The organism is Actinokineospora terrae (genome assembly GCF_900111175.1).
In the GTDB taxonomy this organism is placed as follows: domain Bacteria; phylum Actinomycetota; class Actinomycetes; order Mycobacteriales; family Pseudonocardiaceae; genus Actinokineospora; species Actinokineospora terrae.
Map to the genome: position 1 here is coordinate 300,202 of NZ_FOGI01000005.1, position 21,554 is coordinate 321,755.

The 21,554-nt window shown below is 69.4% G+C and carries 24 protein-coding genes; 14 read left to right on the top strand and 10 right to left on the bottom strand.

Annotated features, from left to right (window positions below):
• The first annotated feature begins 25 nt into the window (after positions 1-25).
• Positions 26-286: a Prokaryotic metallothionein gene (locus BMY07_RS12885; RefSeq protein ID WP_092777894.1), complete on the top strand. Its 261-nt coding sequence runs from the start codon at positions 26-28 to the stop codon at positions 284-286.
• Between the two features lie 263 nt (positions 287-549).
• Here the strand turns inward: BMY07_RS12885 and BMY07_RS12890 are convergent, their stop codons facing one another.
• Positions 550-1,362, bottom strand: a complete 813-nt coding sequence (locus tag BMY07_RS12890) for a metal-dependent hydrolase (protein ID WP_177215559.1) — start codon at positions 1,360-1,362, stop codon at positions 550-552.
• A 59-nt stretch (positions 1,363-1,421) separates the two neighbouring features.
• On the opposite strand from BMY07_RS12890, the gene BMY07_RS12895 reads away from it, so the two are divergent.
• Positions 1,422-2,021 carry a GNAT family N-acetyltransferase gene (locus BMY07_RS12895; RefSeq protein ID WP_092777898.1) on the top strand — a complete coding sequence of 200 codons (600 nt, stop codon included), beginning with the start codon at positions 1,422-1,424 and terminating at the stop codon, positions 2,019-2,021.
• On the opposite strand, the gene BMY07_RS12900 is transcribed toward BMY07_RS12895, so the two are convergent.
• Positions 1,971-2,363 carry a hypothetical protein gene (locus BMY07_RS12900; RefSeq protein WP_092777900.1) on the bottom strand — a complete coding sequence of 131 codons (393 nt, stop codon included), beginning with the start codon at positions 2,361-2,363 and terminating at the stop codon, positions 1,971-1,973. The two genes, BMY07_RS12895 and BMY07_RS12900, sit on opposite strands and share 51 nt — an antisense overlap.
• Positions 2,364-2,486: 123 nt before the next feature.
• Between BMY07_RS12900 and BMY07_RS12905 the strand changes: the two genes are divergently transcribed.
• From BMY07_RS12905 to BMY07_RS12920, 4 genes are all read left to right on the top strand, one after another.
• The gene (locus BMY07_RS12905) at positions 2,487-3,704 is read left to right on the top strand and encodes an NADP-dependent isocitrate dehydrogenase (protein ID WP_092777902.1); all 1,218 of its coding nucleotides are present in this window, start codon (positions 2,487-2,489) and stop codon (positions 3,702-3,704) included.
• A gap of 805 nt (positions 3,705-4,509) precedes the next feature.
• On the top strand, positions 4,510-4,695 hold the full coding sequence (locus BMY07_RS35345; protein ID WP_245782348.1) for a hypothetical protein: 186 nt from the start codon (positions 4,510-4,512) through the stop codon (positions 4,693-4,695).
• A gap of 28 nt (positions 4,696-4,723) precedes the next feature.
• The gene (locus BMY07_RS12915; RefSeq protein WP_092777904.1) at positions 4,724-5,530 is read left to right on the top strand and encodes an exodeoxyribonuclease III; all 807 of its coding nucleotides are present in this window, start codon (positions 4,724-4,726) and stop codon (positions 5,528-5,530) included.
• Positions 5,531-5,848: 318 nt separating this feature from the next.
• A complete protein-coding gene (locus BMY07_RS12920; protein WP_143073457.1) occupies positions 5,849-6,151 on the top strand; it encodes a hypothetical protein in 303 nt (100 codons plus the stop codon).
• 118 nt (positions 6,152-6,269) lie between these two features.
• Here BMY07_RS12920 and BMY07_RS12925 read toward each other — a convergent pair whose 3' ends face one another.
• A complete protein-coding gene (locus BMY07_RS12925) occupies positions 6,270-7,793 on the bottom strand; it encodes a S8 family peptidase (RefSeq protein ID WP_245782349.1) in 1,524 nt (507 codons plus the stop codon).
• A 164-nt stretch (positions 7,794-7,957) separates the two neighbouring features.
• Here BMY07_RS12925 and trpS point away from each other — a divergent pair, with 164 nt between their 5' ends.
• Positions 7,958-8,977, top strand: coding sequence for a tryptophan--tRNA ligase (gene trpS, locus BMY07_RS12930; RefSeq protein WP_092777910.1), 1,020 nt, complete (start codon positions 7,958-7,960; stop codon positions 8,975-8,977).
• Here trpS and BMY07_RS12935 read toward each other — a convergent pair.
• A complete protein-coding gene (locus tag BMY07_RS12935; protein ID WP_092777912.1) occupies positions 8,974-9,639 on the bottom strand; it encodes a hypothetical protein in 666 nt (221 codons plus the stop codon). The two genes, trpS and BMY07_RS12935, sit on opposite strands and share 4 nt — an antisense overlap.
• Before the next feature lie 184 nt (positions 9,640-9,823).
• Here BMY07_RS12935 and yhjD point away from each other — a divergent pair, with 184 nt between their 5' ends.
• Both yhjD and BMY07_RS12945 read left to right on the top strand, forming a co-directional pair.
• Entirely contained in the window at positions 9,824-10,831 is a 1,008-nt protein-coding gene (gene yhjD / locus BMY07_RS12940) for an inner membrane protein YhjD (protein ID WP_425426275.1), read from the top strand.
• Entirely contained in the window at positions 10,828-11,400 is a 573-nt protein-coding gene (locus tag BMY07_RS12945) for a nucleotidyltransferase domain-containing protein (protein WP_143073458.1), read from the top strand. The genes yhjD and BMY07_RS12945 overlap by 4 nt, the downstream gene beginning before the upstream one ends.
• Positions 11,401-11,809: 409 nt before the next feature.
• On the opposite strand, the gene BMY07_RS12950 is transcribed toward BMY07_RS12945, so the two are convergent.
• Positions 11,810-13,153, bottom strand: a complete 1,344-nt coding sequence (locus tag BMY07_RS12950; RefSeq protein ID WP_245782351.1) for a D-alanyl-D-alanine carboxypeptidase family protein — start codon at positions 13,151-13,153, stop codon at positions 11,810-11,812.
• A gap of 90 nt (positions 13,154-13,243) precedes the next feature.
• On the opposite strand from BMY07_RS12950, the gene BMY07_RS12955 reads away from it, so the two are divergent.
• The 3 genes from BMY07_RS12955 to BMY07_RS12965 are packed head-to-tail and all read left to right on the top strand — an operon-like array spanning position 13,244 to position 14,999.
• Positions 13,244-13,456: an SCO4848 family membrane protein gene (locus BMY07_RS12955; protein WP_092777916.1), complete on the top strand. Its 213-nt coding sequence runs from the start codon at positions 13,244-13,246 to the stop codon at positions 13,454-13,456.
• Positions 13,457-13,458: 2 nt separating this feature from the next.
• Complete coding sequence (locus BMY07_RS12960; RefSeq protein WP_092777918.1) at positions 13,459-13,800, top strand: hypothetical protein; 342 nt, start codon at positions 13,459-13,461, stop codon at positions 13,798-13,800.
• Between the two features lie 32 nt (positions 13,801-13,832).
• Positions 13,833-14,999 carry a saccharopine dehydrogenase family protein gene (locus BMY07_RS12965; RefSeq protein ID WP_092777920.1) on the top strand — a complete coding sequence of 389 codons (1,167 nt, stop codon included), beginning with the start codon at positions 13,833-13,835 and terminating at the stop codon, positions 14,997-14,999.
• 1 nt (position 15,000) lies between these two features.
• On the opposite strand, the gene BMY07_RS12970 is transcribed toward BMY07_RS12965, so the two are convergent.
• Positions 15,001-15,591: a hypothetical protein gene (locus BMY07_RS12970; RefSeq protein WP_092777922.1), complete on the bottom strand. Its 591-nt coding sequence runs from the start codon at positions 15,589-15,591 to the stop codon at positions 15,001-15,003.
• 162 nt (positions 15,592-15,753) lie between these two features.
• Here BMY07_RS12970 and BMY07_RS12975 point away from each other — a divergent pair, with 162 nt between their 5' ends.
• Positions 15,754-16,443 (top strand): hypothetical protein, encoded by a 690-nt coding sequence (locus BMY07_RS12975; RefSeq protein ID WP_143073459.1) that lies wholly within the window; start codon positions 15,754-15,756, stop codon positions 16,441-16,443.
• Positions 16,444-16,486: 43 nt separating this feature from the next.
• On the opposite strand, the gene BMY07_RS12980 is transcribed toward BMY07_RS12975, so the two are convergent.
• Genes BMY07_RS12980 through sdhC form a run of 4 tightly spaced genes read right to left on the bottom strand, consistent with a single transcriptional unit; the run spans position 16,487 to position 19,924 of the window.
• Entirely contained in the window at positions 16,487-17,272 is a 786-nt protein-coding gene (locus BMY07_RS12980) for a succinate dehydrogenase iron-sulfur subunit (RefSeq protein WP_092777926.1), read from the bottom strand.
• Positions 17,272-19,035 carry a succinate dehydrogenase flavoprotein subunit gene (sdhA, locus tag BMY07_RS12985; RefSeq protein ID WP_092777928.1) on the bottom strand — a complete coding sequence of 588 codons (1,764 nt, stop codon included), beginning with the start codon at positions 19,033-19,035 and terminating at the stop codon, positions 17,272-17,274. The genes BMY07_RS12980 and sdhA overlap by 1 nt, the downstream gene beginning before the upstream one ends.
• A 42-nt stretch (positions 19,036-19,077) precedes the next feature.
• Entirely contained in the window at positions 19,078-19,491 is a 414-nt protein-coding gene (locus tag BMY07_RS12990) for a succinate dehydrogenase hydrophobic membrane anchor subunit (RefSeq protein ID WP_092777930.1), read from the bottom strand.
• A gap of 1 nt (position 19,492) precedes the next feature.
• A complete protein-coding gene (sdhC, locus tag BMY07_RS12995) occupies positions 19,493-19,924 on the bottom strand; it encodes a succinate dehydrogenase, cytochrome b556 subunit (RefSeq protein ID WP_092777932.1) in 432 nt (143 codons plus the stop codon).
• Between the two features lie 550 nt (positions 19,925-20,474).
• Between sdhC and BMY07_RS13000 the strand changes: the two genes are divergently transcribed.
• Positions 20,475-21,530, top strand: a complete 1,056-nt coding sequence (locus BMY07_RS13000) for a BMP family lipoprotein (RefSeq protein ID WP_177215571.1) — start codon at positions 20,475-20,477, stop codon at positions 21,528-21,530.
• Positions 21,531-21,554 lie beyond the last annotated feature (24 nt).

Genomic DNA, 21,554 nt, shown 5'->3' on the forward strand with positions numbered 1-21,554 from the left:
GGTGCGGGGGAGGAGAGGAGTCCGAATGGCGATCTGCGACACCTGCGGGAATGACTACTGGATGGCGTTCGAGGTGCGGACCGTCAGCGGGCAGGTCTACACGTTCGACTGCTTCGAGTGCGCGGCGACGAAGTTGGCGCCGGTGTGCGAGCACTGCTCGTGCCGGATCCTGGGGCACGGGGTCGAGGTGGAGGGGCGCTTCTACTGCTGCGCGCACTGCGCCCGGTCCGTCGACGACCGGTTGGGGGCGCGGATTCGGGACGCCGTGGGGACGCATCCCGGGTGAGGCAGGCCCGGCCCCAACCGCGCGGGGTGGTGGGGCCGGGTCGCCGGGGGTGCGGGGCTTGAGGGTGTTGCCCGGTCCGGTGATGAGGCCGCTGGGCAGCGGGGTCGGCGGACCGCAGCCCTGGAGCGCGGGCAGGGTGAGTGCAACAGCCGCCGCGCAGTTCGACGCAATGCCGCCGCCGAGCTCCGAAACAACTTGTCACCGCCGGACGGATTCGCGGGTGGCGATTGTCCGGCCGGATTCACCGCAGGCGATCGGGTCGGTCAGGTCGACCAGGGGGCCAGCGGTATCCCGTCGAGCATCGGCAGCACCCCGGTCCGGTGCAGCGCGATCGCCGACATCCACAGCGCGAGCACGGTCAGCGCCGGGCCGACCAGGGTCATCTCCACCCGGCCGCCGGTGCGCATCCGCATGATCTTCGGCGGCGCGACCGGGAACCAGGTCTTCCAGGCGATCGGCACCGGCCACAGGATCGGGCAGCCCTGCTCGGTGATCGCGTCGCCGAGGTAGTGCGCCACGCAGCCGATGCCGACCGCGACCCCGCAGGCCGCCGCGTCCGCAGTGGTCTGGTCGGTCCACTTCAGGCAGGCGTAGGTGAGCAGCAGGGCGGACCCGGTGATCCACAGCGCGTCGTTGCGCGGGCACCACTTGTGCATGATCCCGCGCACCGCGAGCCCGCTGAAGAAGAACATCAGCACCGGCAGCGCCCACGACCGGCTGGTCTGGATGATCGCCGTGGTCACCACGGTCGCGACCAGCGCGAACACCAGGGTGTGGGTGAGGCCGCGGTGCCCGCCGTCGCGGTTGGAGTCGCGCTTGGTGCGGGTCAGCCGGTAGACGCCGTGGCTGATGCTGTTGAACACCTTGGAGGCGGCCTGGGTGACCGGGCCGAAGGTGGAGGAGACGGTCGACTCGGGGTGGTCCAGGTCGGGTAAGAGCGCCGCGCCGGTGGCCAGGACCGCGCCGACCAGCCAGCCCTTGGCCGACAGGCTGCCGAGGTTGTGGCCCTCGGCCAGCGCGGTGACCGCGGCCCATGCGGCCAGCCCGCTCATCGCGTGCGTAGGACCGGTCGACACCGGTGTACCCCCAGGAAACTCGAAAGCCGACAAACCCCGCCCACTCTAGGATCCAGGGGGTGCCGCTCCCCGCGTTTCCGATCAAGACCCGCCGACTCGTTCTCCGCCGCTACGCCGCCGACGACCTCGACGCGCTGCACGCCGTCCAGTCGCGCGAGGACGTGACCAGGTACCTCTACTGGGGGCCGCGGACGCGCGAAGAGGTCGAGAAGGCGCTGGCTGAGCGGATTGGGCTAACGGCGCTGTCCGTCGATGGCGACCGGGTAGTGCTAGCGGTCGAGTTGGCCGAGACCGGGGTCCTAGTGGGCGATCTGACCCTGTTCCTGGTGAGCAGGGAGAACCGGACAGCGGAGATCGGGTACATCTTCCACCCGGACCACGCAGGCCACGGTTACGCCACGGAGGCTGCCGCAGAGTTGGTGCGCATCGCGTTCGACCACCTCGACATGCACCGGGTGGTAGCGCGACTCGACGCCGCTAACACTGCCTCGTCGCGGTTACTCGAACGGCTGGGTATGCGAAAAGAGGCCCACTTTGTGCGCAACGAGTACGTCCGCGGTCGGTGGGCCGATGAAGCTGTCTACGCGATGCTCGCCAGCGAGTGGGAGTCAGCTAAGACCACGGAACCGTTCGTGCGCGGCCTGCCGGGTGACGCCTAGCGCCTGACCCACCTCGTTCCAGGACGCACCGCCGGTGCGGGCCGCGGCGACGGCGCGCTGGGTCAGCGGCCGGTGCCAGGACTCGATCTCGGTGAGCAACTTGAGCGCGACGTCGGGCCGGGTCTTGATCAGCACCTCCACCTGCTCGCGCAGCACGTCCGACTTGACCAGCAGCCACCCCGGTGGCTCGGCCTCGACGGCGGGCAGGGCGTGGCCGCGCAACCAGTGCGCCACGGCCTCGTCGCGGGTGGCGAAGTGGCGGTCGGCCACCCAGCCGCAGTCGCAGTGCGGCCTCAGGTCGGTGATAGTGCCCTGGTGACCCGGCAGGTCCATGTCGTCCATGACTGTCAAGATACCTTGACGGACCTACCCTTCGGGTGACCGTGCCCACAGGCACCGCGCGCCCGGATAGCAGTACGCTTGTACCGTTTTATGGCGCAAAAGGCGAGAGGAGCACCGCGGCTCATGGCCAAGATCAAGGTCCAGGGGAAGGTCGTCGAACTCGACGGCGACGAGATGACCCGGATCATCTGGCAGTTCATCAAGGACAAGCTGGTCCACCCCTACCTGGACGTGGACCTGGAGTACTACGACCTGGGCATCGAGCACCGCGACGCCACCGACGACCAGGTGACCATCGACGCCGCCAACGCCATCAAGCAGCACGGGGTCGGCGTCAAGTGCGCCACCATCACCCCGGACGAGGCGCGGGTCGAGGAGTTCGGCCTGAAGAAGATGTGGGTCTCGCCCAACGGCACGATCCGCAACATCCTCGGCGGCGTGGTGTTCCGCGAGCCGATCATCATCTCCAACATCCCCCGGCTGGTGCCCGGCTGGACCAAGCCGATCATCATCGGCCGCCACGCCCACGGCGACCAGTACAAGGCCACCAACTTCAAGGTCCCCGGCGCCGGTGAGCTGACCATCACCTTCACGCCGCAGGACGGCTCCGAGCCGATCAAGCACGTGGTGGCCAACTACGGCCCCGACGGCGGCGTCGCGATGGGCATGTACAACTACAACAAGTCGATCGAGGACTTCGCCCGCGCGTCGTTCTCCTACGGCCTGCAGCGCGAGTACCCGGTCTACCTGTCGACCAAGAACACCATCCTCAAGGCCTACGACGGTGCCTTCAAGGACATCTTCCAGGCCGTGTTCGAGGCGGAGTTCAAGGCCGACTTCGAGGCCAAGGGCCTCACCTACGAGCACCGGCTCATCGACGACATGGTCGCCGCCGCGCTCAAGTGGGAGGGCGGCTACGTCTGGGCCTGCAAGAACTACGACGGCGACGTCCAGTCCGACACCGTCGCGCAGGGCTTCGGCTCCCTCGGCCTGATGACCTCCGTCCTGTCCACCCCGGACGGCCGCACCGTCGAGGCGGAGGCCGCCCACGGCACCGTCACCCGCCACTACCGCCAGCACCAGGCGGGCAAGCCGACCTCGACCAACCCCATCGCGTCCATCTACGCCTGGACCCGAGGCCTGGCCCACCGCGGCAAGCTCGACAACACCCCCGAGGTCACCGGCTTCGCCCAGACCCTCGAGCGCGTCGTCATCGAAACCGTCGAGAGCGGCAAGATGACCAAGGACCTGGCACTGCTGGTCGGCAAGGACCAGGAGTGGCAGACGACTGAGGACTTCTTGGCCACGCTGGATGAGAACCTGCAGAAGGCTGCGGGCTGAGTGTTTGTGGAGACGGCCCTCGCGCTTCGGCGCGGGGGCCGTTTGCTTTTCGGGGGTTGTCCACAGGGTGGCTGCTTGCTGCGCCTGTTTTGTCGGTGGCCGCCGGTAAGCTGTGTATCGGGGGCTGCTGTGGTGGGTTTGATCTTGAGCTGGGGGGTGTCCGGCTCTCGTGCTCGCCTGCGGCGTCGACGGTCAACGGCTCGCCTTCGGCATTGCGTGGGGGCGCGAGTTTCGAGCTTTGCTCGATGGGGCGAGCTTGTTTTGTGCGGGCCCCTACGACACCCGTGGCAGGACCGCAAAGCAGGGGCCGAAAAGCGTGGCCCTGTCCGCGAACGACGCTACGGGTGCCGTTCCCCCACACAAAAACAAGTCCGCCCCATCGAGCCGGGTTGGCACCAGCGACTCCGAGGAGCGGTTGGTGGCCAACGTCGTAGAGGGGCACGTCAGGCCAATGCTGCAGGGGAGCGCGCTGGGGGCCAGCGCCTGTGAGGGGCGGGTGTGGGCCAACGTTGTTTGGGGCCCGTTCGGACCAACGTTCACGAGGGGCGGGGGTTGTGACTGTCGGTGCTGGGGGTTGGCTCCAGTGGGTGGTTCGGGTGTTTGGCACTGGCGCTGGTGTGGTGGGGTGCGGGACCGTGGGGGAGAGCCGTCCGCGCGCTGTGGAGTGTGAGTCGTGTTGTTGCCCAAGGGGACCCTGCTCGTCGGTGGTGGGATCGTCGCTGTGGCCATCATTTATTCGATGGGGGTCGATCCGCCGAGTGGTCAGTCGTCGCCTGCCAGTGGGGTTGGGGGGTGTCGGGTGGCGGTGACCGCTGACGTTCTGAATGTGCGGGCTGCTCCTGAGGCGGCTGCGGCGGTGGTCGGGAAGTTCAAGACCGGGGCGGAGACCGACGCCGAGAAGGTCGTGCAGAACGGGTTCCGGAAGCTGGGCGAGAACCGGTGGGCGGCGACGGAGTTCCTCAAGCCGCTCGACGGGCGCGACTGCGGGTAGGCGGTAGCCCGGTCACTAGGGTGTTCGCGTGCTGACTGTCTCCACTGTCAACGTGAATGGCCTGCGCGCCGCCGCCAAGAAGGGCTTCCTGGACTGGCTGGCGACCACCGAGGCCGACGTCGTGTGCCTGCAAGAGGTGCGCGCCCCCGTCGAGGAGCTCCCGGGCGAGCTCAGCGACGGCTGGCACGCCGTGCACGCCGAGTCCACCCTGCTGCGCGGCCGCAACGGTGTCGCCGTGTACTCGCGGGCCGAGCCGGAGGCCACCAGGGTCGGCTTCGGCGTCCCCGAGTTCGAGGCCAGCGGCCGGTACGTGGAGGCCTGGTTCCCGAACCTGGTCGTGGCCAGCGTGTACCTGCCCAGCGGCGAGGTCGGCACGCTGCGGCAGGACCAGAAGGAGCGCTTCATGGCGACCTTCCTGCCCTACCTCGTCGAACTCCGCGCCAAGGCCGCCACCGACGGCCGCGAGGTCCTGGTCTGCGGCGACTGGAACATCGCGCACCAGGAGATCGACCTCAAGGCCTGGAAGGCCAACCGCAAGAACGCGGGCTTCACCCCCGGCGAACGCGCCTGGATGACCCGGGTCTTCGACGAGGCCGGTTACCGCGACGTCCTGCGCCAGCTCCACCCGGACGGGCCGGGCCCGTACACCTGGTGGTCCTACCGCGGCAAGGCCTTCGACAACGACTCCGGCTGGCGCATCGACCTGCACGTCTCCACCCCGCGCCTGGCCACCCGCACCCACTCCATCACCGTCGAACGCCCCGAGAGCTACGACGCCCGCTGGACCGACCACGCCCCCGTCACCGCCGTCTACGACTGGCCGCCCGCCGAGTGAGCGGGCGGGCCGCGGCGCGCCGGAGCGGGGGTCACTCTTGTGGGTGGACTGTGGGTCACGAGGTGCGGTCGGGCGGGCACTGGGTGTTCCGCAGGTCGGGGTGCGCTTGCTGTGAGCGGGGACACGCGGCGGGCAGCCAGGTGGCGGTTTGGTGATCGACTACCCCGTGCCGCGAGGGGTACGGGAGGGGGATAGTCTCGCTCGCGTCAGCCGAACGTGCGGTCTTGACCGCCACGATCGGTCGCGGGTTCCGGGGACCAGGCCGATGGTGCTAGTCCAATCGAGGGACGGTACAGCAGTGTCTAAGGGTGTCGATTCGTGAGCGTGTGGTCTGCGCGCTCGCTGGGGTCGCGCGTGGCGGTCGCCGGGTCGGTGGCCGCGGTCTTCCTGGTCGAGTCCGCGCAGGGTGCGTCGGCGGCGACCGGGGGGACGGTCGAGAGCAGTGTCCCGTTCACCGTGGCCGGTCCGGTCGGGATCGCGGCGGTGGCGGTGGGGGCCGGTGGGCTCGCGGTGGGTCTGCTGCGCAGGCGCAAGGCGTCGAAGGCGCCCGTCACGCCCGTGGTGGTCGCGCCGTTGAAGGTGCCCGCGCCGAGGCGTTCGCAGGCCGACAACCCGGCCTGATCCAGAGCACGCAAGAGGCCCCCCGCCACAAGCGGGGGGCCTCTTGTCGTCAGAACCAGCCTTTAGAACTACCTGACCGCTGCCAGGGCAGTGCTAGCGGACCGCCGCCAGGGCAGTGCTAGCGGACCGCCGCCAGGGCGTCGATCAGGCCGGAGCCGTAGAAGCCACGACCGGACTTGCCGCCCTCACAGGTGGCCGCCCAGACGCCGGTGCCGTCCGGGTCGTACACGCCGGGCGGGCACGGCAGCTTGTCGGCGCCGACGTGCAGCGCGCCGATGACGACCGGGGCGGGCCAGTAGCGGTGCGTCGAGCGGATCAGCGCGACCACACCGGCGGCGTGCGGGGACGCCATCGAGGTGCCCTGCTTGTAGCCCCACGCGCCACCGACCACGGTCGAGAGGATGCGGCCGTTGGCGTCGGGCGTGCTCGGGACCTGCATGCGGTCACCGCCGGGGGCGGCGACGTCGGTCTCGGTGATGCCGTAGTTGGAGAAGTAGGACTTCTCGTTCTTCACGCCGGTCGAGGAGACCCCGACGACGCCGTCGATCTCGCTGGGCAGGTTGAAGCACTCCGGGCCGGTCTCGCGGGTCGTCGGGGTGCCGTTGTTCGGGCTGCCCGAGTCGGTGATGTCGTGCGAGAGGTCCCAGTTGCTGTTGCCGAGCGCGGCGACGTTCACCACGCCGCGGCGGGCCGAGTAGTCGACCGCGCGGGTCACGGCGGTGATCACGGCGCGCTGGTCGGCGTCGGTGCGGCACCACAGGAACCACGGGTCGATGAAGTACGAGTTGTTGGTGACGTGGATGCCCTTCTCGGCCGCCCACACGAACCCGCAGATCGCGTACTCGGGGTAGATGAAGCCCTCGTCGTCGACGACCTTCACCGAGGCCAGCTTGACGTTCGGGGCGACGCCGACGACGCCGACACCGTTCTTGGCCGCGGCGATGATGCCCGCGACGTGGGTGCCGTGGTCGCTGGTGGTCGGCGCCCAGGCGGCCGGGGCGGTGTCCGGGACGCCCTCGTTGGTGCAGCCGACCGAGCGGGACGCGTCGACGTTGGCCGCGAGGTCGGGGTGGGTGGCCTCGATGCCGGAGTCGAGCACGCCGACGACGACGTTGGGGCTGCCGCCGGAGCGGGCGTGCGCCTGGTCGGCCTTGATCGCGCCGAGGTTCCACTGGTTGACGCTCAGCGGGTCGCCCGGGTCGGTCGGCTTGCCCTTGCCGCCGTTGGTGACGACGGCCTCGGTGGCCTCGAGCGACTTGGCGTCCGCCCCGGCCGCGATGCGCGCCGCGGGCGGGGTGGTGGCCAGCTCGGCGAGGTTGCGGGTCGCGCCCGCGCCGCGCACGCCGTTCTTGCGGCGCACGACGGTGGCGAAGTCCGCGCTGGTCGAGGTCGCGATGACGACGCCGATCTGCGGCCAGCTCTTGACCACGGTGCCGCCGGAGTCGCGCACCGCGCGCTCGACCTGCGCCAGGCCGCGGTGCTCGTCACCGAGGACGACGAAGTGCGCCCCACCCGCCGCCGACGCGGCCGGGGTTGCGGGCTGCGCGGCCGTGGCCTGGCCCGCGGCGGTCGCCGGACCGGTCGCTGCGGTGGCGAGCACCACCGCGGCGCCGAGCAGGCGGATTCGGGAACGTCTCTGCACTGGGGGAACCTCCAGGTCGGGGATCGGGAGGCCCTGCCTACGCCGGTCGGGCGCACACGCACCTGGCATGGCCTGCGCAGAACCTGTCACCTTGGGACGGTGGGCACAATCCGCCGGTTGGGCCAGCGCGGGTGGCGGGGGCCGCGCCTGAGACACTGGGAGCCGTGTCCACCGACAGCAGCCAGGCACCGGAGCGCAAGCCGCGCGTGTTGTCCGGCATCCAGCCGACCGCCGACTCCTTCCACCTCGGCAACTACCTCGGTGCCGTCCGCCAGTGGGTGGCGCTGCAGGACACGCACGACGCCTTCTACTTCCTGGCCGACCTGCACGCGATCACCGTGGAGCACGACCCGAAGCTGCTGCGCAAGCGCACCAGGGTCTCCGCCGCGCAGCTGCTGGCGCTGGGTCTCGATCCGGCCAAGGCCACCCTGTTCGTGCAGAGCCAGGTGCCCGAGCACGCCGAGCTGGGCTGGGTCATGCAGTGCCTGACCGGGTTCGGCGAGGCCAGCAGGATGACCCAGTTCAAGGACAAGTCGGCCAAGCAGGGCGTGGTCAGCGTGGGGCTGTTCACCTACCCGGTGCTGCAGGCGGCCGACATCCTGCTCTACCGGCCGCAGTACGTGCCGGTCGGCGAGGACCAGCGCCAGCACCTGGAGCTGACCCGCGACCTCGCGCTGCGGTTCAACTCCAGGTTCGGCAAGACGTTCACGCCGCCGGAGCCCTACATCCTCAAGGGCACCGCCAAGATCTACGACCTCCAGGACCCGACGGCGAAGATGAGCAAGTCGGCCTCTAGCGCTAACGGCATCATCGAGTTGCTCGACGACCCGAAGGTCTCGGCCAAGAAGATCCGCTCCGCCGTCACCGACACCGGCCGCGAGGTCGTGTTCGACCCCGAGACCAAGCCCGGGGTCAGCAACCTGCTCGGCATCTACTCCGCGCTGACCGACCGCACGGTCGACGACCTGCAGGCGGCCTACGACGGCAAGGGCTACGGCGACCTGAAGAAGGACCTCGGCGAGGTCGTCGCCGAGTTCGCCACGCCGGTGCGCGACCGGGTCAAGTCCTATTTGGATGATCCGGCCGAGCTGGACAAGGTGCTGCGCGCGGGCGCTGAGCGGGCCAGAGAGGTCGCCTCGGCCACGCTCGCGCGGGTCTACGACAAGGTCGGGTTCCTGGCCTAGCGGTAGTCCACGGTCCAGGTCGTGCCGGTGAAGGTGGCGTGCGCCCTGGTCTTGCCGCCGGGGAAGGTCAGCCGCACCGCCTGGATCGCGGCCGGGTCGACGACGGCGCCCGCGGCGTAGCGGGCCAGGGTCAGCCAGTACTCGGGGTGCGGGTCGAAGGTCAGGTCGACCCCGGGCTCGGTGGCGGCGACGAAGGTGGCGGCGCCGTCCATGCCGATGCCCACGCAGCCGCGCCGGTACGCGCCGCGGCCGGGGACGGTGTCGTCCTGGAAGATCGCCAGCACGCCGTCAGGGTGGTCGCCCTGTTCGCGGCGGAAACCGAACGTTCCGGCGCGGTAGGACAAACCGGCCACGTTGTAGCGGGCGAGTCGGGCATCGAGCACGCCCGCGCCGCCGTAGTCGACGCCGTCGTGCAGGTTGCCCTGCCTGCCGTGGACGAAGCAGTAGTTCAAGCTCCATTCCAGCGTGACGGTCGTGCCGGGCCGGGACAGCCTGGCCAGCCACGCGAGCGGGACGGCGTTGTCCGGCAGCGACGGCGAGCCCTGGAACAGGACGGCGTTGCGACCGTCCACAGTGGAGTGGTTGGTCACGGCGACGGAGTGCTGGGCGCCCAGCGACGGAACCAGGTCGGCGACGTCGACGCCCTGGAGGGTGTGCGTCATGGTGGCCTTTCGTGATCGGTGCAGAGACGGATTCCGCCGACGCTAGGGCTTCGGCCCGCCCGTGGTGAACGATCATCACCCGATCTCCGCCCAACTGTCCCCGTTCGGGCTATGGTCTGGTCCGAAACCCGCCCGAGTGAAGATCTTTCGCGTTGCGGCCGTGGCCTGGGCGGCTAGAGTTCCCGTGGTGACCGAGAACGAGTCGGCGCTGACCCGGCTGCGCGCCAGGCGGCCAGCCATCGACCACCTGATCCGGGCCTTCGACGCGTTCACCGAGCGGTACGGCAACCACTTCGCCGCATCGATCACCTACTTCAGCGTCCTGTCGCTGTTCCCGCTGACGCTCATCGGCGTCGCCGTCCTCGGCTTTGTCCTCACCGGGCAGCCGGACACGTTGGAAGAGCTGCGCAAGAGCATCGTGAACGCGGCCCCCACGAGCATCCGCGAAACGCTGAACAGCCTCGTCGATACCGCCATCAACGAACGCGGCAAGGTCGGCGTGATAGGCCTGCTCACCGCCGCTTACACCGGCCTCGGCTGGATGAGCAACCTGCGCGACGCGCTCACCGCGCAGTGGGGACAAAAGTTCGTGCAGCCCCCGTTCTTCAAGGGGATGCTGATGGACCTGTTGGCGCTGCTTGGCTTGGGCGCCGCTATGGCCGTGTCGTTCGGTCTTAGCGCGATCGGCAGCGGTCTGGCTGACACGCTGTTGGATGCGGTAGGGCTAGGCGGCTACGGGTGGGCCAAGGTCGTGCTGTTCATCGTCGCGACTATCTTGTCGATTGGCGCTAACTGGCTCGTGTTCTTGTGGGTGATCGCGCGGCTGCCCCGTAAGCCGGTGAGCGTGAAGAGCGCGGTTCGCGGGGCTCTTGCCGCCGCCATCGGGTTCGAGATCCTGAAGCTGGTCGGCGCGCTGTACCTGAACGTTGTGCTGGGCGGGCCGCTGGGCGCGATCATCGGCCCGATCGTGGGTCTGCTCGTGTTCGCGAACCTCGTCTCCCGATTCCTCCTGCTCGTCACGGCCTGGACCGCGACGGCCAAGGAGAACATCATCACCGAACCCGTGGCCGCACCCCCGCCCGCCGTCATCCGGCCGGTGGTGGAGGTCGCTCGCGCCCCGCGCGCCCGCGAAGCCCTCGGCCTCGTCGGCGTCGGCGCGCTGTTGGGCCTGGCTTGGCGCCGCCGCAAGTGACCTGGGAGCCTCTGCCCGTCACGGAAGTCGCTCGACTGTTCGCGGCGTTCGAGGCTCCTTGGTGGATCGCTGGGGGCTATGCGATCGAACTGGCGCTAGAGCGGCCGGTACGCGAACACGACGACGTCGATGTCCTACTGCTGCGTCGAGACCACGTCGCCGTGCAGCAGGTCTTAGAGGGCTGGGAACTGTGGGCCGCTGACCCACCGGGCACTCTCCGACCGTGGCTGTCGGGACAGTCCCTGCCGACCACGGTCCACGACATCTGGTGCCGCCGCGGCGAAGGCCCATGGCAACTCCAACTAATGATCGACGAGTCCTCAGCCGCCGACTGGACCTCCCGCCGCGACCCGCGCTTACGCCGCCCCATCGCCACTCTGGGGGCGCTGGACGCGCGCGGCATTCCGTACCTCGCGCCGGAGGTGCAGCTGTTCTACAAGTCCCAGGCTCCCCGCTCCAAGGACTGGACCGACTTCACCGCCGTGCTGCCCGTCCTCACCGAGACCCAGCGCCACTGGCTCGCGGCCGCACTCCCCGCAGACCACCCCTGGCGGCCCCACCTGGCCTGACCGCCCCTGCCCCGCCGAGTCGCTGCCCCGCGGAGACGCTCCCCAGTTCCGCCGCGCCGACCAAGATCACCGACCCCAGCCCCCACCCTCTCCGGGGGGCGGCCCCGACGCCAGTCTATCGGGTGGCAAGGGGGGACGGGGTGGGTTGGCGGGATCTGTGGACAACTGGGGCGTTGTGGATGGCGGCGACCTGGGCGGAGGGCGGTCGGGGGTGAGGTGAGGGGGAGAAGTTCGCCCAGTAGGGCGATACAGGCCCGCTTGTCCTGAGGACGCCCGGCGGCTGGACAAGCCGCTGAGGGCCCGGCAGGTAGTCGGTGCCCACCGAATGGCCACGCCGAGCAAGGGGCCACACAGCACAAGGCCCCGTCCGGCAGCGTGCAGCAGCCGGACGGGGCCGAGAAAACGCGGGTCAGCCTGCGGCGACGCGGCGGGCGCGGGCGGCTCGGGCTCGTTTGCGGCGGAACCACAGGGCGAACGAGATGAGGATCGCGACGCCTGCCAGGCCGACCAGGGGGGCGCCGAAGTTGCCGAAGGCGGAGCGCTGGGCGTCCGGGGGCAGGGCGGCGTCCGGGGCGGGGGTGCCCTGGGGCTGCTGGGGGTCGTTGGTGGAGGTCGTGCCGAGGCCGGTGTCCTGCTTGGGCTGGGCCTCGGGGGCGTGGTCGACGAGCTGGCCGACGGCCTTGGAGTTCTCGGCGGCGAGGGCGAAGCCGTAGTCCAGGAGCCGGGAGGCCTGCTCGGCCAGCGGGTTCGGGTTCAGCTCGCCGCGCAGCAGGACGACCGCGATGCGGGCGGTGCCGCGCTTGGCGCCGCCGACGTAGGTGTGCCTGGCGTCGTCGGTGAAGCCGGTCTTGCCGCCGGTGAAGCCCTGGTAGCGGCCGAGGAGCTTGTTGTCGTTGATGACCTTGTAGCCGGGCTTGGCGCCGTAGCCGGGGAAGTCGAGCGACTTGGTCGCGATCGCCTCGGCGAACTCCTTGTGCTTCATCGCGGCGCGGAACACCAGGCTCAGGTCGTACGCCGAGGTGCTCATCCCGGGGCCGTCGAGGCCGGACGGGGTCGCCGCCCTGGTGTCGAACGCGCCGAGCTCCTTGGCCAGGGCGTTCATCTTCTCCAGCGCCCTGGGCACGCCGCCGAGCTTGGCCGCCAGCGCGTGCGCCGCGTCGTTGCCCGAGCGCATCAGCAGGGCGAACAGCAGCTGGCGGACCGTGTACTGGCCACCGGGGCCGATGCCGACCTTGGTGCCCTCCTGGTTCGCGTCCTCCTCGGTGCCGGTGACCACCTCGTCGAGCCGCAGCTCCCGGATGACCACCACCCCGAGCAGCGTCTTGATCAGCGAGGCAGGCCGCTCCCTGGCGTGCGGGTCCTTGGCGGCCAGCACCTCGCCGGTGTCGAGGTCGGAGATCACCCACGACGCCGAGGTGACGTCACCGGCGATGGCGGCCTTGGCGCCGTTGGGCACCACGAGGCCGCACTCGCCCATCCGGGTGCCGCCGACCGGCTCCTTGGGCACCGGGAGCGGCTCCGGGGTCGGCTGGCCCGGCTTGGGCTCCTCCGAGGTGTCCACCGGGGGCGGCGGCCGGTCGTGGTTCTGGCACTGGGCGCTGTTCTGCGGCTGCGCCTGGGTCCCCGTGGTCTGCTGCTGGCCCTTGCGGAGCACCGGCTGCGCGGCGACCGGGGTCGCGAGCAGCGCCCCGAACAGCAGGGCGCACAGCGGGACGACGAAGGCGGTCACGGTCCTGCGGGCTGCGAAGCGCACCCCTGCAGGGTAGGGCCTGTCACGATCCGGCCACGATCCGGCCTGTCACCCACACGTGGGTGCCGGTCCCGGGCGCTGGATACTGCCCGTATGAGTCGGCGGTCGGCGTTGTTCCTGGTGGGCTTCGGGGTGTGGTCGTGGGTGATCTGGCCCATGTTCCTGCGCAACATCTGGGTCGACCCGCGCTCGTTCGCGCCGGGGCCGACCGGGTTCTTCGTCGTGCACGCCCTGCTGACCGCCGCCTCGCTGCTGTTCGGCACCATGATCGGCGTCATCGGCTGGCGGGCCTGGAGAAGGAGTTAGGCGTGGAGTTCGTCCGGCACTTGCTCGTCTTCCTGCACCTGCTCGGCATGGGCGCGCTGATCGGGGCGCTGCTGCTGCAGTTCCGCACCCCCGAAGAGGTGAACAAGGGCTGGTTGCACGGTGCGGGGTTGCAGTTGGTCACCGGGATTGCCCTGATGGTGTTGGCGCCGTTCACCGGAGCTGAGTACAACCACATGAAGCTCGGCATCAAGTTGCTGGTGGTCGTGGTAATCCTCGGGCTGGCGTTCGCGTTCATCGCCAAGAAGTCCAACCCGCGCTGGCTGCCCGCGACCCTGGGCGGTCTCGTGGTGCTCAACGTGGGACTCGCCGTCTTCTGGAGCTGAGCATTCGGGTTACCGGCCGGTAAGGTGTGGTCATGCCTACCGGTCGCAGGTTCGACGTCGTGCTGTTCGGTGCCACCGGGTTCACGGGCGGGCTGACCGCCGAGTACCTCGCGGAACACGCGCCGCTCGGCCTGCGGTGGGCGCTAGCGGGCCGAAACCCGGCGAAACTGGCCGCGGTACGTGAACGCCTCGGTATCGACGACCTCGAACTACTGACCGCTGATGTCAACGACCCGGCGTCGCTTACCGCTATCGCGGAGGCGACCCGGGTCGTCATCACCACCGTCGGCCCTTACATCACCTACGGCGATCCGCTGGTAGGTGCGTGCGCGGTCGCTGGCACTGACTACGTCGACCTCACCGGTGAGCCTGAGTTCGTCGACCGGACTTACCTGCGCCACCACGCGAAGGCGGTCGAAACGGGCGCGCGGCTGATCCATTGCTGCGGGTTCGACTCCATCCCTTACGACCTCGGCGTGCTCTACACCGTCAACCAGCTCCCAGCCGACGTACCGCTCACTGTCGACGGTTACATCACCGTGTCGGCTTCGGTTTCTGGCGGGACGTTCCAATCGGCCGTGAACGCGTTCTCCCGGCTGCGGGACATGCAGAAGGCGGCCGCGGAACGCCGCAAGGTGGAACCCAGGCCGGTGCGGCGGGTGCGGGGCCGGGCGCGGCCGGGGAAGGTGGCGGACCTCGGGATCTGGGCGGTACCGCTACCGACCATCGACCCGCAGGTGGTGCTGCGGTCCGCGCGGGCGCTGGAACAGTACGGACCCGAGTTCACCTACGGCCACCACCTGGCTGTCAAACGCTTGCCCACCGCCCTCGCGGTCGCGGGCGGCGCCGCGGGCCTCATCGCGGCTTCCCAGGTCCGCCCCCTGCGCACCTGGCTCCTCAACCGCAAACCCCCCGGCGACGGCCCCACCCCCGCCCAACGCGAACGCTCCTGGTTCAAGGCCACGTTCATCGGCACCGGCGCCGACACCCGAGTCCACACCGAGATCACCGGCGGCGACCCCGGCTACGACGAGACCGCCAAGATGCTCGCCGAATCCGCCCTCTGCCTCGCCACCGACGACCTCCCCCCGACCGCGGGCCAGGTGACCACCGCCACCGCCATGGGCGAAGCCCTCACCACCCGCCTGACCGCCGCAGGCATCACCTTCCGCACCGTCTCCAGAGCCGTCCGAACCTGACTCACCGCGGCAACTCCGCCGCGATGTCGACCGTCTGCTCGAACAGCACGGGGTCCGGCTTGCCCGACACCACAGCGCCTTCGGCGACGACCAAGACGTCCTTGGTCTGCCGCGAGCGGAACGGCGTGCCGGTGAACCGCACGCCCTGGCTCTTGAGCAGGTCGAAGCCGACCGTCTTGACGCTGCCGGTGCCATCGGTGTCGATGAGCTCCTTCAGCGGCCGCACGTCCGACTTGGACCGCATGCGCACCCAGGACACGGACACGACGAAGGTGTTGCCCGCGGGATCGGCGAGGGTGAACAGGGTGCGGTCCAGGTCGGCGCACGGGTTGCGGAGGAAGAAGTCGCGGACCTGGCCGTAGGAGTTGACGGCGCAGTCGAGCGCGTTCTCCGTGGCCTCCCGCACCTGCCGCAGCCGCAGCCTGCGCCAGTTCTCATCCGCCTTGGTCTTGCGGGCACCCCGGTTCGGCTTGGCCGCCGCGTCCGGGCGCACCGCGACATTGGCCCGGGCGGCCGCGCCCCCGGCAGTTGCCGCACCCCCGCCCCCGCCTCCGACGATCGCGAAGCCCGCCACCACGGCCGCTGCGGTCACACCCGCGCCCGCGCCCCTCGGGATCCACTTCCCGTCGCGTCCGCGTGGTTGATCAGGTCTCCCCATGGATCTCCTCTCCCCGGTGCCGGAGACTGGCAGTCCCACCAGGGCGGGGAGTACGCATCGGTGCGGGTTCACCTGATCGTGAGTAGCGTCACCGGTATGCGGAAGGTGCTGCTGGCGGTGTTCCTCGTGGTGGCGGGGTGTTCCACGCCCGCGGCCGAGGAGCCCGGGATGGTGTTGGGGGAGTACGACCTGCGGCCGGTGCACCTGGTCAGCGGGGACGCGTTGGGTGAGGTGTTTCCCGAGACGGCTGGGCAGGTGTTGTGCCATGCGTTGCCGTGGGGGGATGTTGTGGGGCCGGTCCAGGGGTCTGTGACGGTCGCTGGGGCGTGTTTGCTGCGGGGTGGGGATCGGGTCGTCACGGTGCGGCTCGGGGGGCCTGGGTTGGATCTGGGGGCCACTTCGGTGAACGTGACCGTGGAGCCTTCGGACAGTGCGATGGAGGACAAGGTGTTGGCGGCGTTGCGGCCGGTCCTCACCGCGCCTGTCGACCTCACGGGCGCCGACATCGTGGATCTGCCCAAGTCGGAGCGGACGGCGCGGCTTTGCGAACTCACTAGAGGCGCGCCAGGTGAGGACAAGTGCGTCGTGGGCCGCAACGAGGTAGCTCTAACGGCCACCCTTCAAGACGACTCCAACTACGCGGACCACGTAGGCGGCCGCCCGGCGCTCATCAGTGGATCCACAGTCTCCGTCCGAATCCGACCCGACGTGCCCGTAGACCTAAGAGTGTCCGGAGAAGGCGCCCGCGCGCTGGCCGAGTCTGTGGTGCCCAAGCTCCGGAAATGAAAGAGGCCGCGCCCCGAGGGACGCGGCCTCTAGCGACAAGCACTCAGCGGCGGAAGAGAAGCGCGCGCTTGACCTCTTGGATCGCCTTGGTCACCTGGATGCCGCGCGGGCAGGCATCGGTGCAGTTGAAGGTGGTGCGGCAGCGCCACACGCCCTCGGCGTCGTTGAGGATGTCGAGGCGCTCCTGGGAGCCCTCGTCGCGGGAGTCGAAGATGAAGCGGTGGGCGTTGACGATGGCGGCGGGGCCGAAGTAGCTGCCCTCGTTCCAGAACACCGGGCACGACGTGGTGCAGCAGGCGCACAGGATGCACTTGGTGGTGTCGTCGAAGCGCTCGCGGTCGGCGGCGGACTGGATCCGCTCCCGGGTCGGCTCGTTGCCGTAGGTGATGAGGAACGGCTTGACCGCGCGGAACGCCTCCATGAAGGGCTCCATGTCGACCAGCAGGTCCTTGTGCACCGGCAGGCCCTTGATCGGCGCCACGGTGATCGTGGTGTGCTTGCCGCCGCCGGACATCAGGTCCTTGACCAGCACCTTGCACGCCAGCCGGTTCACGCCGTTGATCTGCATGGCGTCCGAGCCGCAGATGCCGTGCGCGCAGGAGCGGCGGAAGGTGAGCGTGCCGTCGAGGTACCACTTGACGTAGTGCAGCAGGTTCAGCACGCGGTCGGTGGGCAGCGCGGGCACCCCGAAGGACTCCCAGCGCGGCTCGGAGTCGACCTCCGGGTTGAACCGCATGATCTTCACGGTGATTGTGATCGCACCGTCGGGCACCGGCGGCTGATCTCCCCGTGCTCCAGAGGTCTCCCGGTCCACAGTGGCCGCAGTCATCAGTACTTCCGCTCCATGGGCTTGTACCTGGTGAAGGTCACGGGCTTGTAGTCCAGCCGGATCTCGCTCTTGAGACTGTCGCCCTGCTTGTAGAACATGCTGTGCCGCATGTAGTTCGTGTCGTCGCGGTTGGGGTAGTCCTCGCGCGCGTGGCCGCCGCGGGACTCCTTGCGCTCCAACGCGCCTACGACCAGGACCTCGGCCAGTTCGAGGAGGAACCCGAGCTCGACAGCCTCAAGCAGGTCGGTGTTGAACCGCTTGCCCTTGTCCTGCACGGAGATGTGGGCGTAACGGTCCTTGAGCGCCTGCACGTCGTGCAGCGCCTGCTTGAGCGTCTCCTCGGTCCGGTACACCGAGGCGTTGGCATCCATCGTGGCCTGGAGCTCCGTGCGGATGTCGGCGACGCGTTCGCGGCCGTGGTCCGACAGCAGCAACGACACCTGGTTCTCGACGACCGTGGTCGGGTTCTCCGGCAGGTCGACCAGGTCGTGGTTGGCGGCGTAAGCGGCGGCGGCGAGCCCCGCGCGGCGACCGAACACGTTGATGTCGAGCAGCGAGTTCGTACCGAGCCGGTTCGCACCGTGCACGGACACACACGCGCACTCACCGGCGGCGTAGAGGCCGGGGATCACGTTGTCGTTGTCCCGCAGCACTTCGCCGTGGATGTTCGTGGGGATGCCGCCCATCGCGTAGTGCGCGGTCGGGTACACCGGCACCGGTTCCTTCACCGGGTCCACCGCGAGGTAGGTCCGGGCGAACTCGGTGATGTCGGGCAGCTTGGTCTCCAGGACCTCGGCGCCCAGGTGGGTGCAGTCGAGCAGCACGTAGTCCTTGTTCGGCCCCGCGCCGCGGCCCTCCAGCACCTCCAGGGCCATCGAGCGGGCGACGATGTCGCGCGGCGCGAGGTCCTTGATGGTGGGGGCGTAGCGCTCCATGAACCGCTCGCCGGAGGCGTTGCGCAGGATCGCGCCCTCGCCGCGGGCACCCTCGGTGAGCAGGATGCCCAGCCCGGCCAGGCCGGTCGGGTGGAACTGGTAGAACTCCATGTCCTCCAGCGGCAGGCCCTTGCGGAAGATGATGCCCATGCCGTCACCGGTGAGGGTGTGCGCGTTGGACGTCGTCTTGAAGACCTTGCCGAAGCCGCCGGTCGCGAACACGATGGCCTTGGCCTGGAACACGTGGATCTCGCCGGTGGCCAGCTCGTAGGCCACCGCGCCGGTGCAGACCGGACCGGTCTCGGTCTCGGTGATGCAGATGTCGAGCACGTAGAACTCGTTGAAGAACTCGATGCCGTGCTTGACGCAGTTCTGGTACAGGGTCTGCAGGATCATGTGCCCGGTGCGGTCCGCGGCGTAGCAGGCCCTGCGCACGGCGGCCTCGCCGTGGTTGCGGGTGTGCCCGCCGAAGCGGCGCTGGTCGATGCGGCCCTCGGGCGTCCGGTTGAACGGCAGGCCCATCTTCTCCAGGTCGAGGACGGCGTCGATGGCCTCCTTCGCCATGACCTCGGCGGCGTCCTGGTCGACCAGGTAGTCACCGCCCTTGATCGTGTCGAAGGTGTGCCACTCCCAGTTGTCCTCCTCGACGTTGGCCAGCGCGGCGCACATGCCGCCCTGCGCCGCGCCGGTGTGCGACCGGGTCGGGTACAGCTTCGTCAGCACCGCGGTGCGCGGCGCGTGCCCGGCCTCGGTGGCCGCCGCCAGGGCCGCGCGCATGCCCGCGCCACCTGCCCCGACGATCACCACGTCGTACTTGTGGAACTGCATGGGTCAACCGCTTCTTCCGACTCGGGTGTGGTGGGCGCGCACTCAGTGCGTGGTCGGGATCGTGGCGTCGAAGGTGAAGATCACGTAGGTCCCGAGGAACAGGATCAGCACCATCGACACGTAGAGCATGATCTTCAGCCAGAACCGGGTGCTGTCCTTGCGCGCGTAGTCGTTGATGACCGTGCGCAACCCGTTGCCGCCGTGGATCTCGGCCAGCCACAGCATCAGCAGGTCCCACACCTGCCAGAAGGGGCTCGACCAGCGCCCGGCGACGAAGGCGAAGTTGATGCGGTGCACGCCGCCGTCGAGGATGTTCATGATCAGCAGGTGGCCGAGCACCAGCACGATCAGCGCCAGGCCGGACACCCGCATGAAGACCCAGCTGACCAGCTCGAAGTTGCCGCGGCGGGCGGCGGGGCGGCGCGGTGCGCGCGGCTTGTCCAGGGCGAGCGCCATGTCAGTTGCCCCCGAACATCTCGCGCACGGTGCGCTCCATCATGAAGTAGGCGCCGGGGGCCATCACCACGACCCAGATGCCCAGGATCGTCCACAGCATCGGCTTCTGCAGCCGGGGGCCGTGCTTCCAGAAGTCCACCAGCAGCACCCGCAGGCCGTTGAGCGCGTGGTAGAGCACCGCGCCGACCAGGCCGACCTCGAGGAGGTTGACCACCGGGGTCTTGTAGGTCTCGATGATCTCGTCGTAGGCGTTCGGCGAGACCCGCACCAGCGCCGTGTCCAGCACGTGGGCGAAGAGGAAGAAGAAGGTGAGCACCCCGGTGATCCGGTGCGCAACCCAGGACCACATGCCCGGGTCGCCTCGGTAGAGCGTCCCGGTGCGCCGGGACCCGCGCGGCGACACCTGCTCGGTGGCGATGGCCGAGTCGGACATCGGTAGCAGGCCTCCAACATCGCTGATGGACTTGCTGGTGGTGTGCCGCGGCGTGTGGGGACTCCACACGAAACGGGCCTTGACCCAACGGATGCTAGACCCGACGAGCGGAGCGCACCCAACCCGCCGATCCCCTCTGTGACGGACGAGACACGCACCCGAGCCCCGTCCCCCGCTGGTGGGGCCACTGCGCCCGGGCCGCTCGGCGGATCCGGTGACGCAGCGTGGCGAGCGCCGCCCGGTTGCGGACCGAGTGGTGCTGAATCGATTCCGGCCCACCCCTGTTCCACCGCCGCCGCCCCCTACCGGCGACCCCTATCCGTCCACTGAGGACCGACAACGGCGCCGGTCAGGCGGCGGGGGGTCGCTGACCAGCCGCCCCGCCACCCGGTCGGGTCGCCGAGTGGCCACCCCGGGTGGTGTCAACCAACAATTGGGTCACACCCTGCGTCGTGCCGGGGAAAGGTCTGTACCGGGGAGTACGGTCCTGCGGAACGACAGCGTCTGGCGAGGACGCGTGGAGATCCGGAAGGAGAAAGCCTTGCGCCGAATGCGGGGACTTCGTCTCGCGGCTGGCCTGATGGCGCTGGGGCTCACCCTGGCGGCCTGCGGCTCCAAGAACGACAGCGGCTCCGGTGGGACCACCACGGGCGGCGGCACCAGCCAGGCCGCCGCGAAGCTCAAGATCGGGTTGGCCTACGACATCGGCGGCCGGGGCGACCAGTCGTTCAACGACTCGGCGGCGCGCGGCCTGGACAAGGCCAAGTCCGAGTTCGGCATCGACGTCAAGGAGCTGGAGGCGGCGGCTGGCGAGACCGACGCCCAGAAGGAAGACCGGCTGCGCCAGCTCGCCGAGGGCGGCTACACCACCATCATCGCGGTCGGCTTCGCCTACGAGACCGCGGTCGAGAAGACCGCCAAGGACTTCCCCGAGGTCAAGTTCGCCATCATCGACAGCGCGGGCCCCTCGGCCGACAACGTCGCGAACCTGACCTTCGCCGAGCAGGAGGGCTCCTTCCTGGTCGGGGTGGCCGCCGCGCTCAAGAGCAAGACCGGCAACGTCGGGTTCATCGGCGGGGTCAACGTCCCGCTGATCCAGAAGTTCGAGGTCGGCTTCACCGCGGGCGTCAAGGCCGCCAAGGCCGACGCGACCGTGCAGGTCAAGTACCTGACCCAGCCGCCGGACTTCACCGGCTTCAACGACCCGGCCAAGGGCGAGACCGCGGCCAAGGGCATGTTCGACGCGGGCGCCGACATCGTCTACGCGGCGGCGGGCGGCTCGGGCAACGGCGTGTTCAAGACCGCCAAGGCCAACGGCAAGTTCGGCATCGGCGTCGACTCCGACCAGTACAACCTGCCCGCGCTCGCCGACGTCAAGGACGTCATCATCACCTCGATGATCAAGGAGGTGGACGTCGCGGTGTACGACTTCATCACCTCGGTCAAGGACGGCAAGTTCGCCAAGGGCGAGAAGGTCTACGACCTCAAGGCCGGTGGCATCGACTACGCCACCAGCGGCGGCAAGATCGACGACATCAAGTCCAAGATCGACGAGTACAAGGCCAAGATCACCTCGGGCGAGATCAAGGTCCCGTCGACCAAGTAAGCGGGCCCCACTCGCCGACGGACC

Excerpts from the sequence above, each read along its gene's own strand:
- BMY07_RS12885 (WP_092777894.1), top strand. The coding sequence starts at position 26 with ATGGCGATCTGCGACACCTGCGGGAATGACTACTGGATGGCGTTCGAG.
- BMY07_RS12900 (WP_092777900.1), bottom strand. The coding sequence starts at position 2,363 with ATGGACGACATGGACCTGCCGGGTCACCAGGGCACTATCACCGACCTG.
- BMY07_RS12905 (WP_092777902.1), top strand. The coding sequence starts at position 2,487 with ATGGCCAAGATCAAGGTCCAGGGGAAGGTCGTCGAACTCGACGGCGAC.
- BMY07_RS12935 (WP_092777912.1), bottom strand. The coding sequence starts at position 9,639 with ATGACGCACACCCTCCAGGGCGTCGACGTCGCCGACCTGGTTCCGTCG.
- BMY07_RS12955 (WP_092777916.1), top strand. The coding sequence starts at position 13,244 with ATGAGTCGGCGGTCGGCGTTGTTCCTGGTGGGCTTCGGGGTGTGGTCG.
- BMY07_RS12965 (WP_092777920.1), top strand. The coding sequence starts at position 13,833 with ATGCCTACCGGTCGCAGGTTCGACGTCGTGCTGTTCGGTGCCACCGGG.
- BMY07_RS12975 (WP_143073459.1), top strand. The coding sequence starts at position 15,754 with ATGCGGAAGGTGCTGCTGGCGGTGTTCCTCGTGGTGGCGGGGTGTTCC.
- BMY07_RS12980 (WP_092777926.1), bottom strand. The coding sequence starts at position 17,272 with ATGACTGCGGCCACTGTGGACCGGGAGACCTCTGGAGCACGGGGAGAT.
- sdhA (WP_092777928.1), bottom strand. The coding sequence starts at position 19,035 with ATGCAGTTCCACAAGTACGACGTGGTGATCGTCGGGGCAGGTGGCGCG.
- BMY07_RS12990 (WP_092777930.1), bottom strand. The coding sequence starts at position 19,491 with ATGGCGCTCGCCCTGGACAAGCCGCGCGCACCGCGCCGCCCCGCCGCC.
- sdhC (WP_092777932.1), bottom strand. The coding sequence starts at position 19,924 with ATGTCCGACTCGGCCATCGCCACCGAGCAGGTGTCGCCGCGCGGGTCC.
- BMY07_RS13000 (WP_177215571.1), top strand. The coding sequence starts at position 20,475 with ATGCGGGGACTTCGTCTCGCGGCTGGCCTGATGGCGCTGGGGCTCACC.